The sequence below is a fragment of the Pedobacter jejuensis genome (genome assembly GCF_003725795.1).
GTDB classification, from domain to species: Bacteria; Bacteroidota; Bacteroidia; order Sphingobacteriales; family Sphingobacteriaceae; genus Pedobacter; species Pedobacter jejuensis.
This window is the reverse complement of record NZ_RBEE01000042.1, coordinates 256,655-277,225: the sequence shown is the minus strand read 5'-3', so window position 1 is coordinate 277,225 and position 20,571 is coordinate 256,655. Positions and strand designations below refer to the sequence as shown.

Sequence of the window (20,571 nt, the reverse complement as noted above, 5' to 3'; positions counted from 1 at the left end):
TGCTATTAAAATGAAGCTTGTAAACCTAAAGTGTGTAATTTCAATGGGGGAATTCCCGTTCCCTGAGTTTCCGGATCAAATCCAACGTACTTGGTTTTCGTCCAGAGATTTTGACCTCTTAAATAAATACTTAAATTTTTTACTCCGATTTCCTTGATGCCCTGCGGAAATTTATAGGTAAGGGAAACATTTTTCAGCCTGATAAAAGACGCATCGCTTACGGTAGCGCTGGACAATTTAAAGTAATTATTGTAGGCCTGAGCAGCATCGGAACTAGCCAGTGTACTATAAGATAAGTTATACTTCAGGATATCTTCTGGTAAATTATAGTTTCCACCAGGCGCCGGGAAGCCAAATGTATTGAGGTAGCTGTAAATATTATATGCTTTCTGTTTTACAAACTGGAAAAGAAAATCAAGTTGAAACCTGTCAAAAGAGATGCTATTGTTCAGGCCACCGTAAAACTTAGGATCTTTCGTGCCTAAAATATCAAAATCTCCTTTTTGATTTATGGCTAAGCCAGGGCTAATAAAGCCGTCTCCATTAAGGTCAGCTACCTTGGGAATACCGTCAACCATACCGGTATATTGGTAACCGGAAAGAAGGTTAAGTGACTGTCCAATCGCATAACCCTGGCTAAAATAGCCAGTCGAATAATATGCAGTTGACAGTCCCGGATAGGCCAGTAATTTATTTCTGGCTATCGTTAGATTGGCAGAAGTCTTCCAGGTAAAGCGTTTTGAACTTATATTTGAAGTATTCAGTTCGAACTCGAAGCCCCTGTTTTGAACCAGGGTTCCTGGTAAATTACCAGTATAACCGTCGAACCCAGCCTGCGAAGCTACGGGAACATTATAGACCAATAGATTGCTTGTCGTGTTGCGGAAGAAATTTCCAGAAATTGAAATACGGTCTTTTAGCAATCCCAGATCGATCGCCAGGTTAAATTTTTTCGTGACCTCCCAGGTATAATTGCCGTCGTTAACTATACTTGATGGGGAGAGACCTGTTTGACCATTATAAGAAGTAAATCCGCTTTGGTATAACTGTGCATATCCATAATCGTTGATCTGGTCATTACCGATGCTGCCGTAGCTGCTTCTCAACTTTCCAAAACTTAGCCAACTTAAATGATTTTTGATAAAGTCTTCTTCAGAGAATATCCATGCTGCGCCAACACTGCCGAAATTTCCGAAGCGGTTACCTGGCGAGAAACGGGAAGAACCATCTCTTCTATAACTGCCGCTGATAATGTATTTATTGTCCCAATTGAAGTTCAACCTGCTGAAAACAGAAGCATACCGGGTCTTTACTAAACCATTTGCGTTGATAAGTGGCGTAATACTTCCCAAATCGTTATATAAAGCATCATTTCGGAAAGCACCCAGCAAAAACAGGTCCTGTTCATTATTTGCATTCTGATAAGTTCCGCCAAGCAAGGCTTCCAGTTTTCCTTTACCGAAATTGCGGGCATAGTTTAACTGTGGCTCTATGACAATTAACTCATTGGTTGTGCTAATCTTGGTAACCTCTCCAGTTGCCGAGGCGGCATTGGCCGGGTTTTGAGCTGCGATAAGGGAAGCAGTGATTGAATTAACGCCTATCCTGTTATAGCCCAAATCTGTTTTAAAGCTAAAGCCAGGCAAAATATTATAACCTACAGTAGCATTCGCCAACAGGTTATTGGTTTTAACGGAATAAACATTTTTTAGTGCTGCTTCTGGATTGTTATATCCTGTATACCAGGCCAGCTTTCCGCTAGAATTGTATAAGGGAAGATTTGGAGGTAAAGCATAAATCTGATTGATATACAACGGAACGATGTTATTGTTATCCTTGGTAAAGCTTACTGCCGTATTAAAAAAGAACTTATTATCGGCGGTATGATGCTGCAAATTGTATCTTATCTCTGCCCTGTCATCTCCCGAATTTCCGGGTAAAATTGATCCTTCATGCCTGACATTTGCACTAACCAGAAATTGAGTCAATTCATTCCCACCTGACAATGTAGCGTTGACGTTCGTGAAATGCCCTGTGTTTCCAAAAAATATCTCCTGAAAATTATTATCACTTCCCGAATTGAACTGGGTGAGATCGGCTGCGTTAGCCGTGGTTGGCGTTATTCCGTCATTTTTAAAAGCCTGATTACGTATACTGAGGTATTGTTCGGCATTAAGCATCGGAAGCATTCGGCTGATTTCACTTATTCCGCTGTAAACGTCAACGTCTAGCTTCGTTTTACCTGATCTGCCCTTTTTTGTTGTAATCAGCACAACACCATTTGCCGCCCTCGAACCATAAATAGCCGTCGCATCTGCATCTTTGAGGATGGATATACTTTCAATATCGTTAGGTGATAAAGTATTCAGTGGGCTTAAGCCTAGGCCGCCTACTATTGGTGGTGCACTGGTAGATGCACCTGCGGTGCTTTCAATTGGCTGACCACCAAATGGTACGCCATCAATGATATAAAGTGGTAATACCCCGGCATTAATGGTATTTTGACCTTGGATAATAATTCGAAAATTCCCGCCAGAAATACCACTACCCTCAGTAACCTGAACGCCGGCCATTCTTCCAGCCAATGTTAAGACCGGATTTGAAACGGGCTGTTTTTCAATATCTTCGGATTTAATGGTGGCAATTGATCCCGTTGTTAGTCTTTTCGTTGTCGTTCCGTACCCTATTACCTGTACGTTATCCAGGGTTGAAACAGAAGCTTGTAACTGGATTGTTGAAAGTTCTCTTCTGGCCTTCACGCTTACTGTCTTATAACCGATGAAGGAGAACAGTACGTCCGCATTTTCATCAACGCCGATAAGGTTAAATTCTCCATTAGTAGCTGTTATCACCGTTCTGCCAGTTGCTTTTACCGTAACGGTGACACCAGGTAAAGGAACTCCTTTTTCATCTATCACCTTGCCGTGAACATCTATTAATTCATTCATTGCAAGCGGATTTTTTTTCTGATTTACTGCTGATTTCATACGCTGTAAAAAGATGGTTTTTTCAGCAATTTTATACGTCAGCGCAACATTTTTCAGGCATACAGCAAGCGCATCTTCAAGGCTGGCATTTTTCACATGTACATTGACCACTTGTTTAACATCTTCAGCATCGTAGAAAAAAACAAAGCCCGACTGCTTTTCTACTAATTTTAAGACTTTTTCAAGTGTAGCATTCGTTTCGTTTAAGGTGATTTTCTGGCCATATCCTTTGGCACTGGCTTGTACCAAGGTAATAATGATTATTAGCGTTATCAGTTTCATAATCAAGAAGATTTTTGGAGGAGGCCACCCCTTCGGCATGCCCTTTATAATAGCAGAGAAATTCATTACTTTTGTAAGTATGGGTTAATACGTTTAATAGTTGACCAAATTGTTTTACCGATCGAATCGGAAGGGTTAACCCAATAATCCCGCAGGAGTGCTTCGAACCACTTCTGCGTTTTTCAGGAACCCTGTTAGCTCGTTAAACCGGCTTTCGTAAGTGTTTTTTCATTTCATGTTTGTTTTTTGGTTAATTGTTAGGTTGGTTCTTAGGGGGTGACAATAATCTTCTTTCCTTCAATACGGAAATTTATTTCTTTATAGCTTAGTATATCTGAAAGCTTTAATGCACTGATATTTCGTTGGATCTTGCCTGAAAATCGGCGATTTGTAATTTTTCCTTCATAGCTGATATCTACGTCATACCAACGAGACAATTGGCGCATTACAGTCTGGATGTCAGCATCATTAAATTGAAACAAGCCATTATGCCATGCCAGGGCTTCATCCACATCGGCATGATCAACTACACCAATTTGGCCGGCACTAACCTCTGCTTGTTGACCGGGTTTGAGAAACTTATGACTGCCTTGCGTTATTATTTTTACACTACCCTCAAATAGAGTGGTCTTTGAAGCAGGTTCATCGGGGTAGGTATTGATATTAAAGTGTGTACCCAACACTTCAACGATTTCGTCATTAGTACGCACCTTGAATGGTTTTTTGGGATTATGGGCTACTTCAAAATACACCTGACCTGTGATTCGAACCTCCCTGCTATCACCTGTAAAGGATACTGGAAAGGTAATGGAAGAAGCTGCATCAAGCCAAACTTTGGTCCCATCGGACAAAGTTAACGGATATTGACCGCCGCGGGGCGTTGTTAATGTATTGTATTGTATGGTGTTGTTGGGCTGACTGCGGTCGGTATGATAGGTTACCTCATTAGCCGCCCCGATGTCTATTCTTGTATTGCCCTGAAAAGCCAGTGCTATTGTTTTGGTGCTGCCTATGGCAATTTTTTCTCCGTTAGCCAGCGTAAGTATGGCCTTATTATTGCCCGGGGCTATATCGTGGGTTTGTTGAACAGAGAGCAGCCGGGTTTTATTGGATTTACTAGTAAAAAAGTATGCGCCGAAACATATAAATAATAAGAGCGAGGCAGCAACCGCGATACGCGGCCAGATAATAACTTTTTTAGGTAAATATATGTTTTCGGCATTATCACTATGGGCTTTTAAACTTGAACGTAAACGTTCTAACTGCAGCAGTTTCGCCTCAGCTGTAAAATCAGAAGCGCTTGCAAATTTGCTTTTTGAATACCAAGCCTCCAGAAGCGCCTTTTCATCGTTTGTCGCACTTCCTTCAACATACTTTTGTAATAGTATTTCAGCTTCAGTCTTTTGCATAGTAATTGTCTGGATTAATCTCAATTAAATACATGACAATCGAAATTACGGATACTGGTATTGGCTGTTAAAATAAAGTTAATAAATTATCAATTAAACCTTTATTGCCTAAAATAAAAGCAAAGTGAATAGCGAACCCAGGCGCAAACGGAGAATTTTTAAGGCATTACGGATCTGAGTGGTAACGGTTAGATCTGAAGTACCAAGCTTCGCCGCGATTTGTTTGTGGGTAAGAAATCCATCCCGGCTCAAAAGAAATACCTCTCTCATGCGGGCTGGCAAAGCTGCAATTTCCTTTTCAATTAGTTCCCTGAACTCCTTCTCTCTTAAAATCAGATCTGTGGTGTAAGCACCTTCATTGATGAATTCCTGTAATGAAGTCAAATAGTTCGCTTCCCTCTTTTTTTTTGCATAAACGTTAAAAACACGGTTACGGACTGCTGTGAAAAGGTATGCTGACAATCCGGAAGTAATACTTAATGTATTCCTTTTATCCCAGATATAAATAAACAATTCCTGAATTAGGTCTTCCACTTCATCCATATCACCTAGTTTTCTAAGTGCGTGCTGCTGAAGGAGACTTTTATACCTTTCATAAATTTCAATATAGGCATCCTGATCACCTGATTTCAGGAGCTCATTTAACTGTTCGTCGGAAAAGGTGTTTAGGGATGTCAATATTTTATCGTTAACCGAATTTAGTCAAAGTTCAGGGAAAGATAAAACTATTTATACATAGCTGATCTATTTAACAGTATGATAGATCAGAAAAGATGCAGCGTTTAACGAAAGAGCCCGGATATATCCAATAATCACATCGGTTCGATTTTGGAATGCTAAACACGATGTTAAGCCTTCTATTAATCTATCTTCAAAGTTTTTTAACTGTAACTGGTTATTATATAGAATAATGAAGTTTTTTAAACAAATCTTGATCTTGAGGATTGTTTTAGAGTTGAGTATTCAACAGTTCTCTTTACATTTACACGATATGTATTTAGCTAGATTAATCCCGTTACTTCCGCGATTCTGCAAGCTTCGATGGCATTATTAACTTCTAGTTTTTTGAAGATGTTTTGACGGTGCCTGTTTATTGTATGAATACTCAGTAATAATTTGTGAGCGATTTCCTTAGTTCTCTTTCCCTGCTTGATCAACAAAATAATCTCCTTTTCACGTGAAGATAGCGTTCTTGATGGTTTATCAAAACTACCATCAACGATATCTCCTGTACGTGTATTGATAATTACTCCCTCAGGCGCGTCAAAGCCTAAATATTCGTATATGACGTTGTACAAACACAATGCTAATCTTATATTGCCATCTGCTGAACTACCAACGTACATTAAACGATGTTTCAGCAGCATTTCTTTACCCTCACTTGTCCGGATCCTAAGCTTGGTGATCACTTGGTAGTCTGACCGGTCTGCTAAATCTATTGATTTAAGATGTTTAAAGAAACGGAGTTCTAGATTATACTTTCTTAGCCGATCATCACTACGCACAAGGTTAAGTAATTCATCTTCCCAAATGGAGTTTATCTCGTTCTGTTTGCGTTCCAGCCCTAATCTTTCAGCCACGGAACCATAATAAAGATAACTTTTTCTTGTTTTCAAATCGCTTAAAACACTAATCCCGTTCTCTAGATTTGCATATAACTGGGCAATCTTTTGAGCACTTTCTAGTGGTAATACTGCTTCTGATAATACGTCAAATGATTGTGCTAGAAGTTTTGTATCAAGTATTTTGCGGATATTTTCCATAGAATGGAATGGCTATTTTTAGCCATTGAACGTCATGTAAATGATCATTAGATTTACAAATATACAAACGACGAATGGCTAATTAACCATTTAGTTTAATTTTATACAGATGAGAAAAATATTTTATACAATAATTTTTATTTTCAGTATTAATCAGATGAAAGCTCAAAACCTCGAGAAAATGACATGGTTTAATGAACCGGAACAATGGGTTATAAAAAATAATAGTTTAATTATGCAGGTAACGCCAAAAAGTGACTACTGGAGAATTTCACACTACGGTTTTACCGTTGATGACGCACCATTTTACTATGGAAATTATGGCGGGGAGTTTGAGGCAAAAGTTAAGCTTACTGGTGGATACAAAGACCGTTTTGACCAGATGGGCTTATGATACGCACTGACCATGAGAACTACATTAAAACCGGAGTTGAGTTTGTAGATGGAAAATTCAATGTAAGTACAGTTGTTACACATACCAAAAGCGATTGGAGCGTCACAACACTAAAAGAAGTTCCTCCTTTTATCTGGATGAAAGTCGTTCGCAGGCTAGATGCTTTAGAAATTTTTTATTCGCTGGATGATAAAAATTATGTGATGGTACGAAATGCACCATTAAAGGATAATGCTCCTGTCAAGGTAGGGTTGATGGCTGCATGTCCAGATGGTAATGGCTTCGAAGCAAAGTTCGAACACTTTTCCGTTAAGCACCTGCCGGATCAACGAAGGCTGGAATGGCTGAAAGAGCACCAATAGTTAAATCAAATGATTCAATATAAAGTATTTATCTCGATTCAATGAGTAGGTCACTAGTACACAAAAGCTAAATTAACTGTTTATTATTCTGTGATATAGTAAGGCGGCATTAAAAAATACCCATATAGGAACGTTGGACGAATTCTCGTTTTTGATTATTCTAATGAAATGCTTTTGTATGTAATCGTTGATAATTATCAAAAAGATTCTTGCGACTAATAAATTCTCATTTAGTCAAAGATGACTTTTAATTTAAAAGTATTATAATAGTACAAGATCAGCCTGCACTCGATTTCTGAGAGCCTTTTCTTATATTATAAAATCCACTGTTTTTTGATAATAATACATCTCTAGTTTAATCCTATATTGAATTACTTGGATGCATTTGTGAAATACCTCCCTCGGATAATTTTAAAGGATTATTTTCGGATTTAATCTACTAAAAAGTTTCAATTTATTAGACATGTACGCCCAGGTTTGGGTGCATCTGTCTGTTAGCTTCAGATCTTTAGATAGGTTATGCGATATTTTTTATACAATTTAACACAGAATATGAACCCTTTTCTAAAAAACGATATTAATATTTTCAAAAACCTTTCAGAGAGCGAATTTATTGAACTTAAATCTGTTTTTTCCTATCGAAAATACCTCAAAAAAGAATTCATCATAAAGGAAGATGCTGCAGTTGAGAACATTTATTTTATCTCCTCTGGATTAGTGAAACTATCTTATTTCGATAATGATACTAATGAGTTCATTTTATCATTTGCTTTTGAAAATTGGTGGGAAACAGACTTTTCTGCCTTTTATAACCAAACCAAAGCCGCATTAACACTGCAATGCCTTGAAGATACCGAGGTGTACGGTTTAAATTTTGATGATTACTTCCTGATATTGGATAAATACAGACTGTCAAACTATTTTCTGGACAAATCAATAAGGGGTCATATTGCCAGTCAAAAAAGGATTTTATCTCTTCTCACACTAAAGCCTAAAGAACGCTATGAACAATTTCTACAATTATATCCATCAATTAACCAAAGAATTCCAAAATCCGTATTAGCACTATATCTTGGGGTTTCGAGAGAGACATTGAGCAGACTGTATAGAAAATCTAAAAAATAAAAGTGATTTCGGTCACACCCTAATTACAAAAAGTAGTTGGAATTTTGAATGTAAGAAATTCACAAAATAATTTAAACAACTTTTTAAAATGCAAAAAAATATTATCAATCCTTGGACTTGGCAAGATTCAAGAAATTATGCGCAAGCGGTAGAGGTAAAAAACATAGAAGGTACTTTGTATATTTCGGGTCAAACTGCCATAAGTGAACAAGGTATATCGAGTGATGAAGATATGCGTTCGCAAATAATCCATACCATTCAAAATTTAGAAAAAGTTATTCTTGAAGCGGATTACGAATTGAAGAACATTGTGAGGTTAAATATCTATACAACCTCAAGCTCGGAATTATTTGAAAATTTTGAACTCATTCAAAATTGGATAAATAAAAACAATATTAAACAAACTTCTACCGTATTGGAGGTGAAAAGTCTTTTTGAAACACTAAAAATTGAACTTGAAGCTACAGCAGTAAAATAGGTGTGTCGTAAAAAAAAATGGATAACAGGTGTTTGGCAAAAAAAAGCGGATTCAGTTGCTTAAATGATTTTTCTTTGCTTCGTAAAGAGGTTGATGAGAGGGGCTGTTTATTGCTTCGAAATCCACTTTTCCGCCAATCGCTAAAAACGTTAATCATACATCATCAACAATTCTCATTATCCCCTCCATTTTTGGTGTTGAGGAACTTTTTATGTCATTATTCCACCATTAAATGATAATTAAAAGGTATTTACTATAAGGATGATTGAAAGTTTAAAAAATAGATTAACATTGAAGTCAAGAGGATCACGTTATTCATTTGTTACTCCATTAGAGCAAATACATTAAACACGAGCTTATTATCATTTTTCTAAAGGTTTATGATGCATGGATAAACCAGAGTACATTGACCCCGTATCACCAAAAATAAATTTGCTGTAAAGTTTTACTTGTCTGCATTTTAGTGGATTGGCGGAAAGGGGTCAAATGAATTAGTTTACGCACTTTGACGCTACTTCCCGGATGAACGAAAATAATAGCACTGTATTTTTCATTTTCATTAAAATTATCGGGTACATAAAGATGGGCTGCCACTTCCCAATTTTTATTTTTAAACGTTACTGATTTTTGCATCTTTTTATTATTTAAAATTTATAGTGCAAAATTCATCCAAATCAATGCCTTTATTGTTTCCAGATTGTTGGAATGTGTTTCCAATCGTGGTTTTTAATTGAAAGACTTTCTGAATTCCAAGGGGGAAAGTTCTGTTTTCTTTTTAAATAATGTGCTGAATGACTGTGCGTGCTCAAATCCCAAAGTGTAAGCAATTTCGCTGATTGATAGGTTGGTTGTCGAGAGTTTTTCTTTCGCTTTAGTGATAAGTTTTTCGTGAATGTGTTGCTGCGTATTTTGTCCGGTATGAACCCGCAAAAGATCGCTCAGATAATTTGGGGATAGATTCATCGCTTCGGCAATTTGATGAACGGTTAAAAGTCCTTTTTCTGCCGAGTTTTTATCAAAATAATCATTCAGGAATTTCTCAAATTTTATTAATAATTGATGATTGTTGTTCTTTCTCGTGATGAATTGCCTTTCATAAAAACGCTGCGAATAATTGAGCAAAAGATCAATCTGCGACAAAATAATTTCCTGCGTATGACGATCGATGTGCAGGCATTCTTTATCAATTTTATGGAGAATTTCAATCAAATCATTTTCTTCGTCTTCGCTCAAATGCAAAGCTTCATTTACAGCGTAAGAGAAAAATCCGTAAGTCGAAATCGTCGCCGCCAACGGATGTTTCAGCAAAAAATCTTCGTGGAAAATCAATAGATAACCAGCCGAATCACAATCCATCGTTGCAACATCCAAATACTGAACCTGGTTTGGTGCTGTAAAACTCAAAACACCCTTATCATAGTCGTAATGCTGCTGTCCGTATCTCATTTTCCGCTTAGCTTCTCTCTTCAAAGCCACGCAATAAAATCGATTAGTAAAACCCTTCCAGACTTCATCTTCAATGAATATACTTTCGGATAAATTGATTACGCTTACCAGAGGATGTTTTGGTTCTGGCAAAGACAGTAATCTGTGAAAAGCTGAGATAGACGGAATTGTATTCATTGAAAGCAAATTTAAAACTTAATAATCTAAAAGTCCCATACTGAACTCGTCGTAAGGTGCGCCAGTATCTGTTCCTAAAGGTACAATACTTTCCAGTTTTGCAAGTTCAGTTTCACTTAAAACAATTTTACCAGCTTCGATATTTTGCTCAACATACTTTCTGCGTTTTGTTCCCGGGATTGGAACAATTCCTTTGCTGATAATCCAAGCGATTGCGAGTTGGGAGGAAGTAATGTTTTTTTCTTTGGCTAATGCTTCAATTGCTTCGACCAACTCAATGTTTTTATGAAAATATTGTTCCTGAAAACGTGGAATTCCTCTTCGAAAATCATTTTCCGGAAGATCATTAATTGATTTAATATTACCAGACAAAAATCCTCTTCCCAATGGCGAATATGCTACAAAACCAATTCCTAATTCATTTAAAGTTTTGATAACACCTTTCTCTTCAACTGTTCTTTCAAACAAAGAATATTCACTTTGAACAGCTGTAATCGGATGAATTTCGTGCGCTCTTTTCACGGTTTCAGAAGAAATTTCAGATAAACCAATGTAACCTATTTTTCCTTCTTTTACCAATTCGCTCATCGCTTCAACCGTTTCTTCAATTGGTGTATTTTTATCGAGACGATGCATATAATACAAGTCGATGTAATCTGTTTTCAGATTTTTCAGCGAACGTTCAACTGATTTTTTTATATAATCTTTTGTTCCGTTGATTTTCCAGGTTACTTGCTCGTTATCATCAATTTCCCAACCGAATTTTGTCGCAATAATATATTTATCGCGTTTTCCTTCGATAGCTTTAGCAATCAGTTGCTCATTTTTAAAAGGACCGTACAAATCTGCTGTGTCGAGAAAGTTTCCACCCAATTCTAAAGAACGTTGAATGGTTTCTATGGCTTCTTTTTCATCGGCTTTACCATACATATCTGCATCGCCAAAACCTGTCATTCCCATACATCCTAAGCCGATATTCGGGATGATTAATCCCTGACTTCCTAATTTTACTTTGTTCATCTTTTTAATATTAATTTTTAATGAGACAAAGTTGCGCAGAAATTAATTATATGAAGTTTGCTAAACAACGATTGTCGTATGCAGATTACTGATGTTAATTAAATGACTTTCTGAATTCCAAAGGTGAAAAATCAGTCTTAGCTTTAAAAAGTTTACTGAATGATTGTGAATGTTCAAAACCCAGTTCATAAGCAATTTCTGAAACGGATAGATTTGTCGTAGATAATTTTTCTTTCGCTTTTTCTATGACCATGTTCTGAATGTATTGCTGTGTATTTAGTCCTGTCAATGAACGCAACATATCACTCAAATAGCGTTGCGACAGCTTTAATTCCGAAGCGATGTATTTTACGGATGGCAAACCGCTTTTCAAACTGTTTTCTTTTTCAAAATAGTTGTCTAAAAGTTTATCCAAAGCAGTGATGATGTCGTGATTGATAGCTTTTCTCGTAATAAATTGCCTGTTGTAAAAACGATCGCTGTAATTCAATAACAATTCTATTTGCGACACCAAAACATTTTGGCTGAAACTATCAATATTATTATTTAATTCATTGGATATTGTAGCAAATAAATTGGCTATAATTTCTTTTTCTTTTGCCGAGAGAAATAAAGCTTCTGAAACATCGTAAGCGAAAAATCCATATTGGTTTATGGTGTGTCCTAATGGATAATTTCGTAAAAAATCCGAATGAAAATATAAAGCAAAGCCTTCGTAATTTTCTATGTCTTCTGGTGAAAAGACGATTTGTTTAGGCTTCAAAAATGCTAATCCGCCTTCTTCAAAATCGTAATGTCCTTGTCCGTATTTTACCTGTCCCTTGAAAGTAGGCTTAAAGGAAATTTTATAAAAATCAAGACTTATTTTTTGTCTTTTTGGAAACTTTTCAATCGAAGCATTGTGGTAATCAACCAATCCGACCAATGGGTGCAAAGGTGCAGGAAGTTCCAATTCTCGCATCAATTGCGATATGCTTTTAATGTGCTTTATGTTAGATGGTCGTTCCATTTTTGTTTACGAATTTAATCAATTTTGTTTTGAAGGACGAATAACGATGTCGCCAATCTCTACATCGCTTAGTTGGCTTATTGCATAAATTACAGCGTTGGCGATAGCAATAGGATTTATGGCAATTTGTTCCATTCCATTTTGGATAGCTATTTTCATCTCTTCATTTTTTAGGTTGTTCGCAAAATCTGTTTTGACAAATCCTGGTGAAATGCCAGTAATGCGTATATTTCCGTCTGACTCCTGACGAAACGCTTCTGCAATAGTGCGAATGGCATTTTTAGTTCCTGCATAGACCCCTTGCATTGGGACAATCTTTATTCCTGAAGTTGAAATGATATTGACGATGTGTCCCGCTTGTTGTTGTTTGAAAACGGGAATTGCAGCCGCCATTCCATACAAAACACCTTTTAGGTTAATGTCAATCATTTCTTCCCAACCGTCAATATCCAATTCGTCTATACGGCTTAATTGACTAACGCCAGCGTTGTTTACAATAACGTCTAAACTTCCGTATTCTTCAACTGCTACATTTACCAACCTGACTAAATCGGCTTTATTCTTTACATCAACTTGAGCAAAGGTAGCTTCGCCACTTGTACTTTTAATTTCTTCAACAAGTTGTTGCAATTGTTCTGTTCGTCTTGCACCCAAAACAACCTTGGCACCGTTTTTTGCTAATTCTATAGCAATGGCTTTACCCATTCCACTGCTTGCACCTGTGATGGCTACAACTTTCCCTTTAATGTTTTGCATATTCTTTATCATTTATTTTGATTGCAAAGCTCTTAATTGTTCTCTTATAGAAAGTAGCCGAATTGGTATTTGTTGTAGTCAGATTGTTAGTGGTTACGGATGTAGTAAATCTATTTTTTCTTTTTTGTCGATGTTTAAAGGTGTTTTACGTTTTTTTATTCCCAAATATCTTTTCCTTAGGTTTTCCCATTCGGCCATTGAGATGATTGTAGTTTTATTCCTTTTTAAAACTTATTCGTAAAAATGTATCACACCTTCCGACATCTGTATAACTAATAAGAACTAACGTCACTCTAACTTTGCCTCAATATTAATAAGATAAAAATTTAACATAATGAGCAAAACAATTTTAATCACAGGAGCATCATCACGATTTGGATTAATGTTAGCAAACGACCTTCACAAAAAAGGGTTTACTGTAATTGGAACTAGTAGAGAGCCTGAAAAATATAATGGCAAATTCGCATTCAAATTATTAAAATTAGATATTGATGACGATAATTCAATCAGGACATTTGCTTCACAAGTTGCAACTGAAATCAAACAAGTAGATGTGTTGGTAAACAATGCAGGCTTTATGGTTACTGGAATTGCTGAAGAAACTCCAATGGATGTTGCCCGAAAACAATTCGAAACTAATTTTTGGGGAACAGTCAAAGTAACCAGTGCTTTATTGTCCATATTCAGAAAACAAAAAATGGGACAAATCATAACTGTAAGTTCTATTGTAGGTTTGATTGGACCTCCTAATTTATCCTACTATTCCGCATCGAAACACGCTGTCGAAGGCTATTTTAAAGCATTGAGATTAGATTAAATCAATTCAATATTAAAGTGAGTTTGGTAGAGCCAATTTGGTTCAAAACCAATTTGGGTAATCACGCTGTGGCTTCTAAAGGAAATGCAATCCCAGACTATAACAATTATAGAAGAAAAGTGGATGCACTTACTCAAAAAGGTTTAGATGAGGCACAAACTCCAGAACCAGTAGTTAACATCATTAAAAAAATAATAGGAACTAAAAATCCAAAATTTAGCAATCCAGTTGGAAAGCAATTGGGTATGATTGTTTTTCTTCAAAATTTTGCCCCAAAAATGCTTGAAAGTACAATGTTGAAAAGCCTTAAATAATTTAAAATAATGGAGAATTTTAATTTAGAAGTGGATAAACCAGAATAGAATGACCCTTTGCACCAATTTTTGATGATTTATAAGTTAATTGATTAATAGTGAGTTATGAGAAAAATATTTTTGGCGAGAGGGGGCCGCCCGATAGCGGTTTATCCAGGTCAGTCATTACAGTGATGCTGGGCCACCAAATAGTGCAGAAATCATCCAGACACAAGATTAGCCAATATTGTGGAGGTCATTTAGCCAAAATAACGTTTAACTTTTTAAAGTTCCTCTATAGAAAAAAGTAATCACATCTGCACATCTATCAAATACTCATATCAATTACTATCATTTAACGGTCCTTTTCTGGAAAAGTGTTTGATTAATGGACTTCGAATAAAAATATTATACTAGTGCTTAATTTACTCATTTGCAGAAGTTTAACAATCCTTAAAAATGCCTTATTTAATTCTTTAACTAAAAGTCTGACAGTTTAATTTTCTAATGCTAAAAGTGATGAAGAATAAAACAGCTTTCCCCCTTGCAAAAAAGGATGTTTTTTCTTAATTTTAAAATAGAAATCAAGGGTAAAAAGTCTGACAAAAGTCTGCCAAATAGCCCCTAAATATAGCGAAATGAGAAAAGTAAAACCCCTCTCAGAGTATCAAAAAGGCATCTACGGAGAAATATTAAGCGAATTTTTCAATCCGATATTCTCCACCCCCTAACAGCCGTTTCATTCACTTGAAGCGGCTTTTTTATTTCCAATCGAACAAGCTTTTTTGTACCCGTCAATGTAAGTATTCTACAAAAGTTTTTTCAGCTGTCGAACTTTAAATCAATAGTTCTTAAGCAACATAAAACAAGGATAATCTCTTGAATTTTAAAATTAAATCAGTATACCAAAATGAAAAAAAACACCCCATTTTGGCATGGTAAACTTCGGAGGTATTTTTAATGAAAAGACAAAAAAGCTATTCAAAATAGTTGTGAGTGCATTTATTTGCGACCTGATATTCGGGGCATTTCCTTTGATCGATGGTTGTATAAATTAAACAAAAACATCATGTTTCTCATTATCTTAGGTTTATCTATTATTATACTTAGTATCGTTTCTGCAAAAGGAGATACTCCACTTACCCGATACAGCAAACTGATCAGAATCGCTGGAATTATCATAATCCTCTTGGGTGCTTCGCTTTCCATGTTCAAAGTTATACCCGCAGGACAGGTTGGGGTAAAAACCTTGTATGGAAAAGTTGATAACGATGTGCTTTTTAGCGGTCTTAATGTAATTAACCCTTTAGTTGAGGTTACAACTTTCGATGTGAAGACACAGAATTATACGATGTCTGCAGTACACGATGAAGGCAACAAAGTAGGGGATGACGCCATCCGTATACTAACCTCCGACGGTCTTGAGGTTACAATTGATCTATCTGTGCTTTTCAGCGTTACGCCCAATGATGCTCCAAGAATATTAAAAGAAATTGGAGATGATTACCTTGATAAAATTGTGAGACCAATTGCAAGGACTGCCATAAGGGATAACGCAGTTTCTTATGAGGCTGTGGCATTGTATTCTACTAAGAGACAAGAATTTCAGAGCAAAATCTTTGCTGCAATCGATCAGAGTTTCACAAAACGTGGACTAAAACTCGAGCAGCTATTGGTTAGGAATGTTACACTTCCGGAATCTGTGCGTAAAGCAATTGAATCTAAAATCAATGCTGAACAGGACGCACAGAAAATGCAGTTTGTACTACAAAAGGAAAAGCAATTGGCTGAGCGTAAACGCATTGAGGCTCAAGGTATAGCCGATTATCAGAAGATTCTTTCAACTGGGTTAAGCGATAAGCAACTCCAATATGAATCCATCCTTGCACAAAAAGATATCGCACTTTCACCAAATACCAAGATTATTATTATGGGTAATGGAAAAAACCCGGTGATACTGGGTACTAATTAAGATAATCTAATTCATTTCTGAATGCGCTGCCTCTTGAAGCAAGAGTCAGCGCATTGAATTTCTCAAGCTTTGACTTACAATTTTTGCAAACGGAATAGGTTTTACAATGTATATCCTAAGCTAAATTATCACCCTTGTTAAAAAACGAATCGATATTTTGAACAGCTTGTAAATCATACAAATCTTGTTCTTTTAATGGTTTAATCAAGAAATCTTTTACCAATCGTATGTCTAGCGCTTTCTTTTTCTCGCTACTTTCTGTTGATGAGGTTACCATAACAACCTGTATATTATTTTGTAGAGGATGACCTTTTAATTTTTCTAAAAAACCCCACCCATTCATTTCAGGCATATTTATATCTAAGAAAATTAGGTATTGATTATCCCTGCTTACAGGCTCTTCCAAATAACTAATGGCTGCAGAAGCGCTATTAAATGTTTCGGGTTCGTAAATGGCACCACAATCAATCAGTAAAGTTGAATGAAGAAATAAAGCAATATCATCATCATCAACAATCAGGATTTTATGTTTCATAGTTAAGGCAGAGGGTAAAGATTTTCTAAATGTTCGAGGTATATAATACAAGAACATAAATTAGCTAATCTTGTTTGCCTGTCTTCATTCAAACATTAGTCTTTAGTTTCATCCTCACTAATATTTATGTTTTCAACAATGTTTCTAACCGTATAATCAAGTTTTAAAGCACTTTCTAAAATCATTTCACATAAAGAACGCAGTTCATCATCTCCCGCTCGCTTATTTAAAATAGCGGTAAGTGCAAGGATATTAGTTAAAGGTGCTCGTATTAAATGGGCTTGCTGAAATGCAATTCTGGTTAGCAGGGTAGAATTTCTTTCTATCTTATCCATGGCACCTTCTAAATTTTGCTTATCGGCTACATATTCAGTAATGTTATAACCTAGGCAAAATATTCCTTCGGGCTTTCCATCATCATCAAACATGGCTAAATATTCCCATTGCGTATAAATATAGCCTCCTTTTCCATCATGCTTACGGATAATTGCAGGGAAAAGCTTACCTGGATTGGCAAAACATTTTTTTGATACTTCCTCGCATGTATATCTATCATCTTCATGCATGGTGATGTAATATGGTTGTCCGGCAAAACTTTCGTGGATATAGTTAAATTCATCTGCATAATGCTGATTTACATAGGCATATTTCCCATCCATACCAGATATAATGATGTAAAAGTATTTTGAGTTTTGAAGGGATTTTATAATTTCTTTCATTATAAGAGGTAAATAGGGATAGAGGATTTAACAGAAATCTTTCAAGTTATAAGAAATCAGATTAGAATGGTTCAAAATAATAAAAATCAATTCTTTTAAAGAATTTATATGAGAAATGTTGCAAGAAATGCTGAACGTTCACTTTCAAAAAATCACAATCACTTGTTAATTTTTTAAAATCATATTAAGAAAAGCAGTTTCAGTAGTTATTGGGTTGTTTCATTCCCGCCATACATTCCAATCTTTTTTAAACTTCTGTCATTTATAGGTTTAAAGCATTTTTTCCATAGGCTTATTTGTAGGTATAAATCGGGTTTTTGCAATAAAAAAGTATTTCCATTTCTGTCGCGTTTAATCAAACATAACCCAGGGTTTAAACCCTGGGCTATGCGTCAATTTTTAAACAATGAATTTTTATTTTTTTGTAGATTTTTTACAACGATAGGAACTGCCCATTGTTCATAAGCCTGATTGTAGCGGCAGCCGCCAATTTTTCATTGGCGCTACAGCGAAAAGCAGGACCAGAATCGGCAATGAAATGCTGAACGTTCACTTTCAAAAAATTATAATCATCTGTTGATTTTTTTAAAACCATATTACGGAAAGCAGTTTCAGTAGTTCTTTGGTTCTTTCAGTCCCGCCATACATTCCAATCTTTTTTAAACTTCTATAATTTATGTTTTAAAGCATTTGTTCCATCGGCCTATTTGCAAGTATAAATGGGGTTTTTGCAATAAAAAAGTATTTCCATTTCTGTCGCGTTTAAACAACTTCTTTTGTAATTCTTAGGATTGTTTGTAAAACATAACCCAGGGTTTAAACCCTGGGCTATGCGCTAATTTTTACACAATTAATTTTTTGTTTTTTGTAAATTTTTTACAATGATAGGAACTGCCCTTTGTTCTTAAGCCTGATTACAGCGGCAGCCGCCAATTTTTCATTGGCGCTACAGCGAAAAGCAGGACCAGAATCGGCAATGAAATGCTGAACGTTCACTTTCAAAAAAAGCTTCACCCTGTCAAAGATTCAGATTAAGAACTACAATCCGCTTAACTTATAGTTTTAAAACTCTTCATAGGAAGGACAAAAATTTGAATTTATGCTACGATTAATAAAATACACCTCAATATTAACCTAATGGCTTTGATGGCTTAACAATAACTGAAGATTAAAAGACAAACTTTGCGCAAACAAAAATTATTCTATGAATATCGAGCAGATACCAAGTAATGAAGATTTACAAACCTTTATTAAAAAATTTGATCCAAAAAAATACAAATTGACTCGGGCAGGTGTAGAAATTAGAGGCATTAATGATATGTACAGAAACTTAACCCAGGCGAGAAACATTATTGCTAATCTAGAACTCAATTTAACGGTTATCCATACTGCGGATATGCTTAGTTATGGAGGTTTTCAGGTTAATGTGCTCTGATAAATATATGCGTAGATGAGAAAACAGCGTTAGATAAATTAAATGTAAATCGGAACCATTTGCCTCCAATAATGTGGGCGATGGGCATTGCTACCCCATTGGTAGAAATGACTGTTTATGCCTTTTTCAATTAAAAGTTTATTAAGTTGTTGGTTACCGGCCAAAAACGGGTCTGTTTCTCCAACGGCTAAAATTATTTCTATTGCTTTTAATTGGTTAAGAGTTTCCTCGTTATCTATGTTAGTAATAAATTGCGCAGGCATGTTATGATAAACTTTATCGTTCCTAAACCCATTAAATAGGTCTTCAAAATCACCAATTGCCTCGGTTAAATCGTACCGGCCACTAATGCCTACTGCTTTTTTAAATAGCCATGGGTATTTAGTAGCCAGATTAATGGCATGATAAGCACCCATGCTACAACCTGCAGCTTCCAAGAAATTTGTATTGTTTATTGATTTTACAAAAGGTATCACTTCATCTAAAACGTATCTTTCATATTGTAAATGTCTTTCAATTCTAACCGATGGAAATACATCTTTATTGTAAAAACTTTCTCCATCAACACTATCAAGGCATATCAGCTGTATTTCGCCATTATTTATTGCAGTTTGTAGCGAGTTTACAATACCCCAATTTTCATAGTCGTAAAACCTTGCTGTTCTGGTTGGGAAAAATAAAACAGCTCTGCCCGAATATCCAAAAACCAGCAATTCCATATCTCTGTTTAGGTTGCTGCTGAACCATTTGTGGTATTCTCTATGCATAGCTTTTGTTTGTTAAAATAGCGGCCTTATGTTATCGAGATATTAACTAAAGGTAATTATTGCCTAATTTTTCGAGTACAATTTCAGTCCACAATTTATATCCTTCTTTACTTAAATGCAGACCATCATCATCGTAATATATTGGGTTCGGCTTACCAGCTTTATCCAGCATCCTTTTAAAAACATCAATAAAGTGCCAATTGTTGTTTAGCTTAATAATTTCACTTTCTATAAGATTGTTAGCATATTTAAATTGATCGGCCATGTGCCATCTCGAAACGCTTGGTTTTAGGGAAATGAAATAACAAGGCAGCATTCCAAACCTTTGGTTGGCCTTAACCATTAACTGCTGAAAAAAAATAAATACTTCTTCGGCGGTTCTTCCGTCACCTAAATCGTTATCGCCAGCATAAACTATTAATGCTTTAGGTTGATACAGGAACATAATCCTATCAAAAAACCATACGCAGGCTGCTAGTGTAGAACCTCCAAAGCCCAAATTTGTTACCTTAATGTTGCCTAAATCATTTTCGAGGCTATCCCATAACCGTATAGAAGAACTTCCATAAAATATAACACCAGGATTTTCTTTCGAGGTTTTATGGAGTTTTTCTAGTGATTTTACTTCTTCTTCGTACCAGTACATTTGCTAAATATAAGAACTTAGTGATGGGTTAATTACCATTGAATGTTAAGTTTTCTATCACCAATAAATTGAATCATTCTGAATAAAGAAATGTTATCATTTTGCTTAAAGTTTTTTATACATTACTGAACTAAGATAAACAGTAAACCATCCTCAAGCTTATTCCTTTTTTCGACTAA

The 20,571-nt window shown here is 35.8% G+C and carries 19 protein-coding genes and 1 pseudogene; 7 read left to right on the top strand and 13 right to left on the bottom strand.

The features are described 5' to 3' along the window. Window positions 1-5 precede the first annotated feature (5 nt). The 4 genes from D7004_RS15795 to D7004_RS15780 all read right to left on the bottom strand — a co-directional run bounded on the left by D7004_RS15795 (window position 6) and on the right by D7004_RS15780 (window position 6,441). The gene (locus D7004_RS15795; protein WP_167459520.1) at window positions 6-3,269 is read right to left on the bottom strand and encodes a SusC/RagA family TonB-linked outer membrane protein; all 3,264 of its coding nucleotides are present in this window, start codon (window positions 3,267-3,269) and stop codon (window positions 6-8) included. Between the two features lie 269 nt (window positions 3,270-3,538). Then, window positions 3,539-4,678, bottom strand: coding sequence for a FecR family protein (locus tag D7004_RS15790; RefSeq protein ID WP_123206801.1), 1,140 nt, complete (start codon window positions 4,676-4,678; stop codon window positions 3,539-3,541). 108 nt (window positions 4,679-4,786) lie between these two features. Further along, entirely contained in the window at window positions 4,787-5,356 is a 570-nt protein-coding gene (locus D7004_RS15785) for an RNA polymerase sigma factor (RefSeq protein ID WP_123206800.1), read from the bottom strand. A gap of 323 nt (window positions 5,357-5,679) precedes the next feature. Continuing rightward, window positions 5,680-6,441: a response regulator transcription factor gene (locus tag D7004_RS15780; protein ID WP_123206799.1), complete on the bottom strand. Its 762-nt coding sequence runs from the start codon at window positions 6,439-6,441 to the stop codon at window positions 5,680-5,682. A gap of 109 nt (window positions 6,442-6,550) precedes the next feature. On the opposite strand from D7004_RS15780, the pseudogene D7004_RS21325 reads away from it, so the two are divergent. The 3 genes and pseudogenes from D7004_RS21325 to D7004_RS15765 all read left to right on the top strand — a co-directional run bounded on the left by D7004_RS21325 (window position 6,551) and on the right by D7004_RS15765 (window position 8,800). Next, a pseudogene (locus tag D7004_RS21325) lies at window positions 6,551-7,197 on the top strand (DUF1349 domain-containing protein). 552 nt (window positions 7,198-7,749) lie between these two features. Further along, a complete protein-coding gene (locus D7004_RS15770; protein ID WP_123206798.1) occupies window positions 7,750-8,322 on the top strand; it encodes a Crp/Fnr family transcriptional regulator in 573 nt (190 codons plus the stop codon). 88 nt (window positions 8,323-8,410) lie between these two features. Beyond that, entirely contained in the window at window positions 8,411-8,800 is a 390-nt protein-coding gene (locus tag D7004_RS15765) for a RidA family protein (RefSeq protein WP_123206797.1), read from the top strand. A gap of 417 nt (window positions 8,801-9,217) precedes the next feature. Here the strand turns inward: D7004_RS15765 and D7004_RS15760 are convergent, their stop codons facing one another. The 5 genes from D7004_RS15760 to D7004_RS15740 all read right to left on the bottom strand — a co-directional run bounded on the left by D7004_RS15760 (window position 9,218) and on the right by D7004_RS15740 (window position 13,208). Beyond that, entirely contained in the window at window positions 9,218-9,433 is a 216-nt protein-coding gene (locus D7004_RS15760) for a hypothetical protein (protein WP_123206796.1), read from the bottom strand. A 93-nt stretch (window positions 9,434-9,526) separates the two neighbouring features. Then, window positions 9,527-10,423: a helix-turn-helix domain-containing protein gene (locus tag D7004_RS15755; RefSeq protein ID WP_123206795.1), complete on the bottom strand. Its 897-nt coding sequence runs from the start codon at window positions 10,421-10,423 to the stop codon at window positions 9,527-9,529. An 18-nt stretch (window positions 10,424-10,441) separates the two neighbouring features. Then, on the bottom strand, window positions 10,442-11,443 hold the full coding sequence (locus D7004_RS15750; protein WP_123206794.1) for an aldo/keto reductase: 1,002 nt from the start codon (window positions 11,441-11,443) through the stop codon (window positions 10,442-10,444). 94 nt (window positions 11,444-11,537) lie between these two features. Further along, a complete protein-coding gene (locus D7004_RS15745; protein ID WP_123206793.1) occupies window positions 11,538-12,452 on the bottom strand; it encodes a helix-turn-helix domain-containing protein in 915 nt (304 codons plus the stop codon). Between the two features lie 18 nt (window positions 12,453-12,470). Further along, window positions 12,471-13,208 carry an SDR family oxidoreductase gene (locus D7004_RS15740; protein WP_123206792.1) on the bottom strand — a complete coding sequence of 246 codons (738 nt, stop codon included), beginning with the start codon at window positions 13,206-13,208 and terminating at the stop codon, window positions 12,471-12,473. A gap of 334 nt (window positions 13,209-13,542) precedes the next feature. Between D7004_RS15740 and D7004_RS20875 the strand changes: the two genes are divergently transcribed. The 3 genes from D7004_RS20875 (at window position 13,543) to D7004_RS15730 (ending at window position 16,290) form a co-directional block, all read left to right on the top strand. After that, window positions 13,543-14,025, top strand: a complete 483-nt coding sequence (locus tag D7004_RS20875; RefSeq protein ID WP_208646866.1) for an SDR family NAD(P)-dependent oxidoreductase — start codon at window positions 13,543-13,545, stop codon at window positions 14,023-14,025. 17 nt (window positions 14,026-14,042) lie between these two features. Beyond that, window positions 14,043-14,339, top strand: a complete 297-nt coding sequence (locus D7004_RS20870) for a Rossmann-fold NAD(P)-binding domain-containing protein (protein WP_208646865.1) — start codon at window positions 14,043-14,045, stop codon at window positions 14,337-14,339. Window positions 14,340-15,387: 1,048 nt separating this feature from the next. Further along, window positions 15,388-16,290 (top strand): prohibitin family protein, encoded by a 903-nt coding sequence (locus tag D7004_RS15730; protein WP_123206791.1) that lies wholly within the window; start codon window positions 15,388-15,390, stop codon window positions 16,288-16,290. A 115-nt stretch (window positions 16,291-16,405) separates the two neighbouring features. Here D7004_RS15730 and D7004_RS15725 read toward each other — a convergent pair whose 3' ends face one another. Further along, on the bottom strand, window positions 16,406-16,825 hold the full coding sequence (locus D7004_RS15725) for a response regulator (RefSeq protein ID WP_167459519.1): 420 nt from the start codon (window positions 16,823-16,825) through the stop codon (window positions 16,406-16,408). 95 nt (window positions 16,826-16,920) lie between these two features. After that, a complete protein-coding gene (locus D7004_RS15720) occupies window positions 16,921-17,544 on the bottom strand; it encodes a PAS domain-containing protein (RefSeq protein WP_123206789.1) in 624 nt (207 codons plus the stop codon). 1,204 nt (window positions 17,545-18,748) lie between these two features. Between D7004_RS15720 and D7004_RS15715 the strand changes: the two genes are divergently transcribed. Then, on the top strand, window positions 18,749-18,979 hold the full coding sequence (locus D7004_RS15715) for a hypothetical protein (RefSeq protein WP_123206788.1): 231 nt from the start codon (window positions 18,749-18,751) through the stop codon (window positions 18,977-18,979). 38 nt (window positions 18,980-19,017) lie between these two features. Here the strand turns inward: D7004_RS15715 and D7004_RS15710 are convergent, their stop codons facing one another. Both D7004_RS15710 and D7004_RS15705 read right to left on the bottom strand, forming a co-directional pair. Then, complete coding sequence (locus D7004_RS15710; protein ID WP_167459518.1) at window positions 19,018-19,746, bottom strand: esterase family protein; 729 nt, start codon at window positions 19,744-19,746, stop codon at window positions 19,018-19,020. Between the two features lie 46 nt (window positions 19,747-19,792). Continuing rightward, window positions 19,793-20,392 (bottom strand): GDSL-type esterase/lipase family protein, encoded by a 600-nt coding sequence (locus D7004_RS15705; protein WP_123206787.1) that lies wholly within the window; start codon window positions 20,390-20,392, stop codon window positions 19,793-19,795. Window positions 20,393-20,571 lie beyond the last annotated feature (179 nt).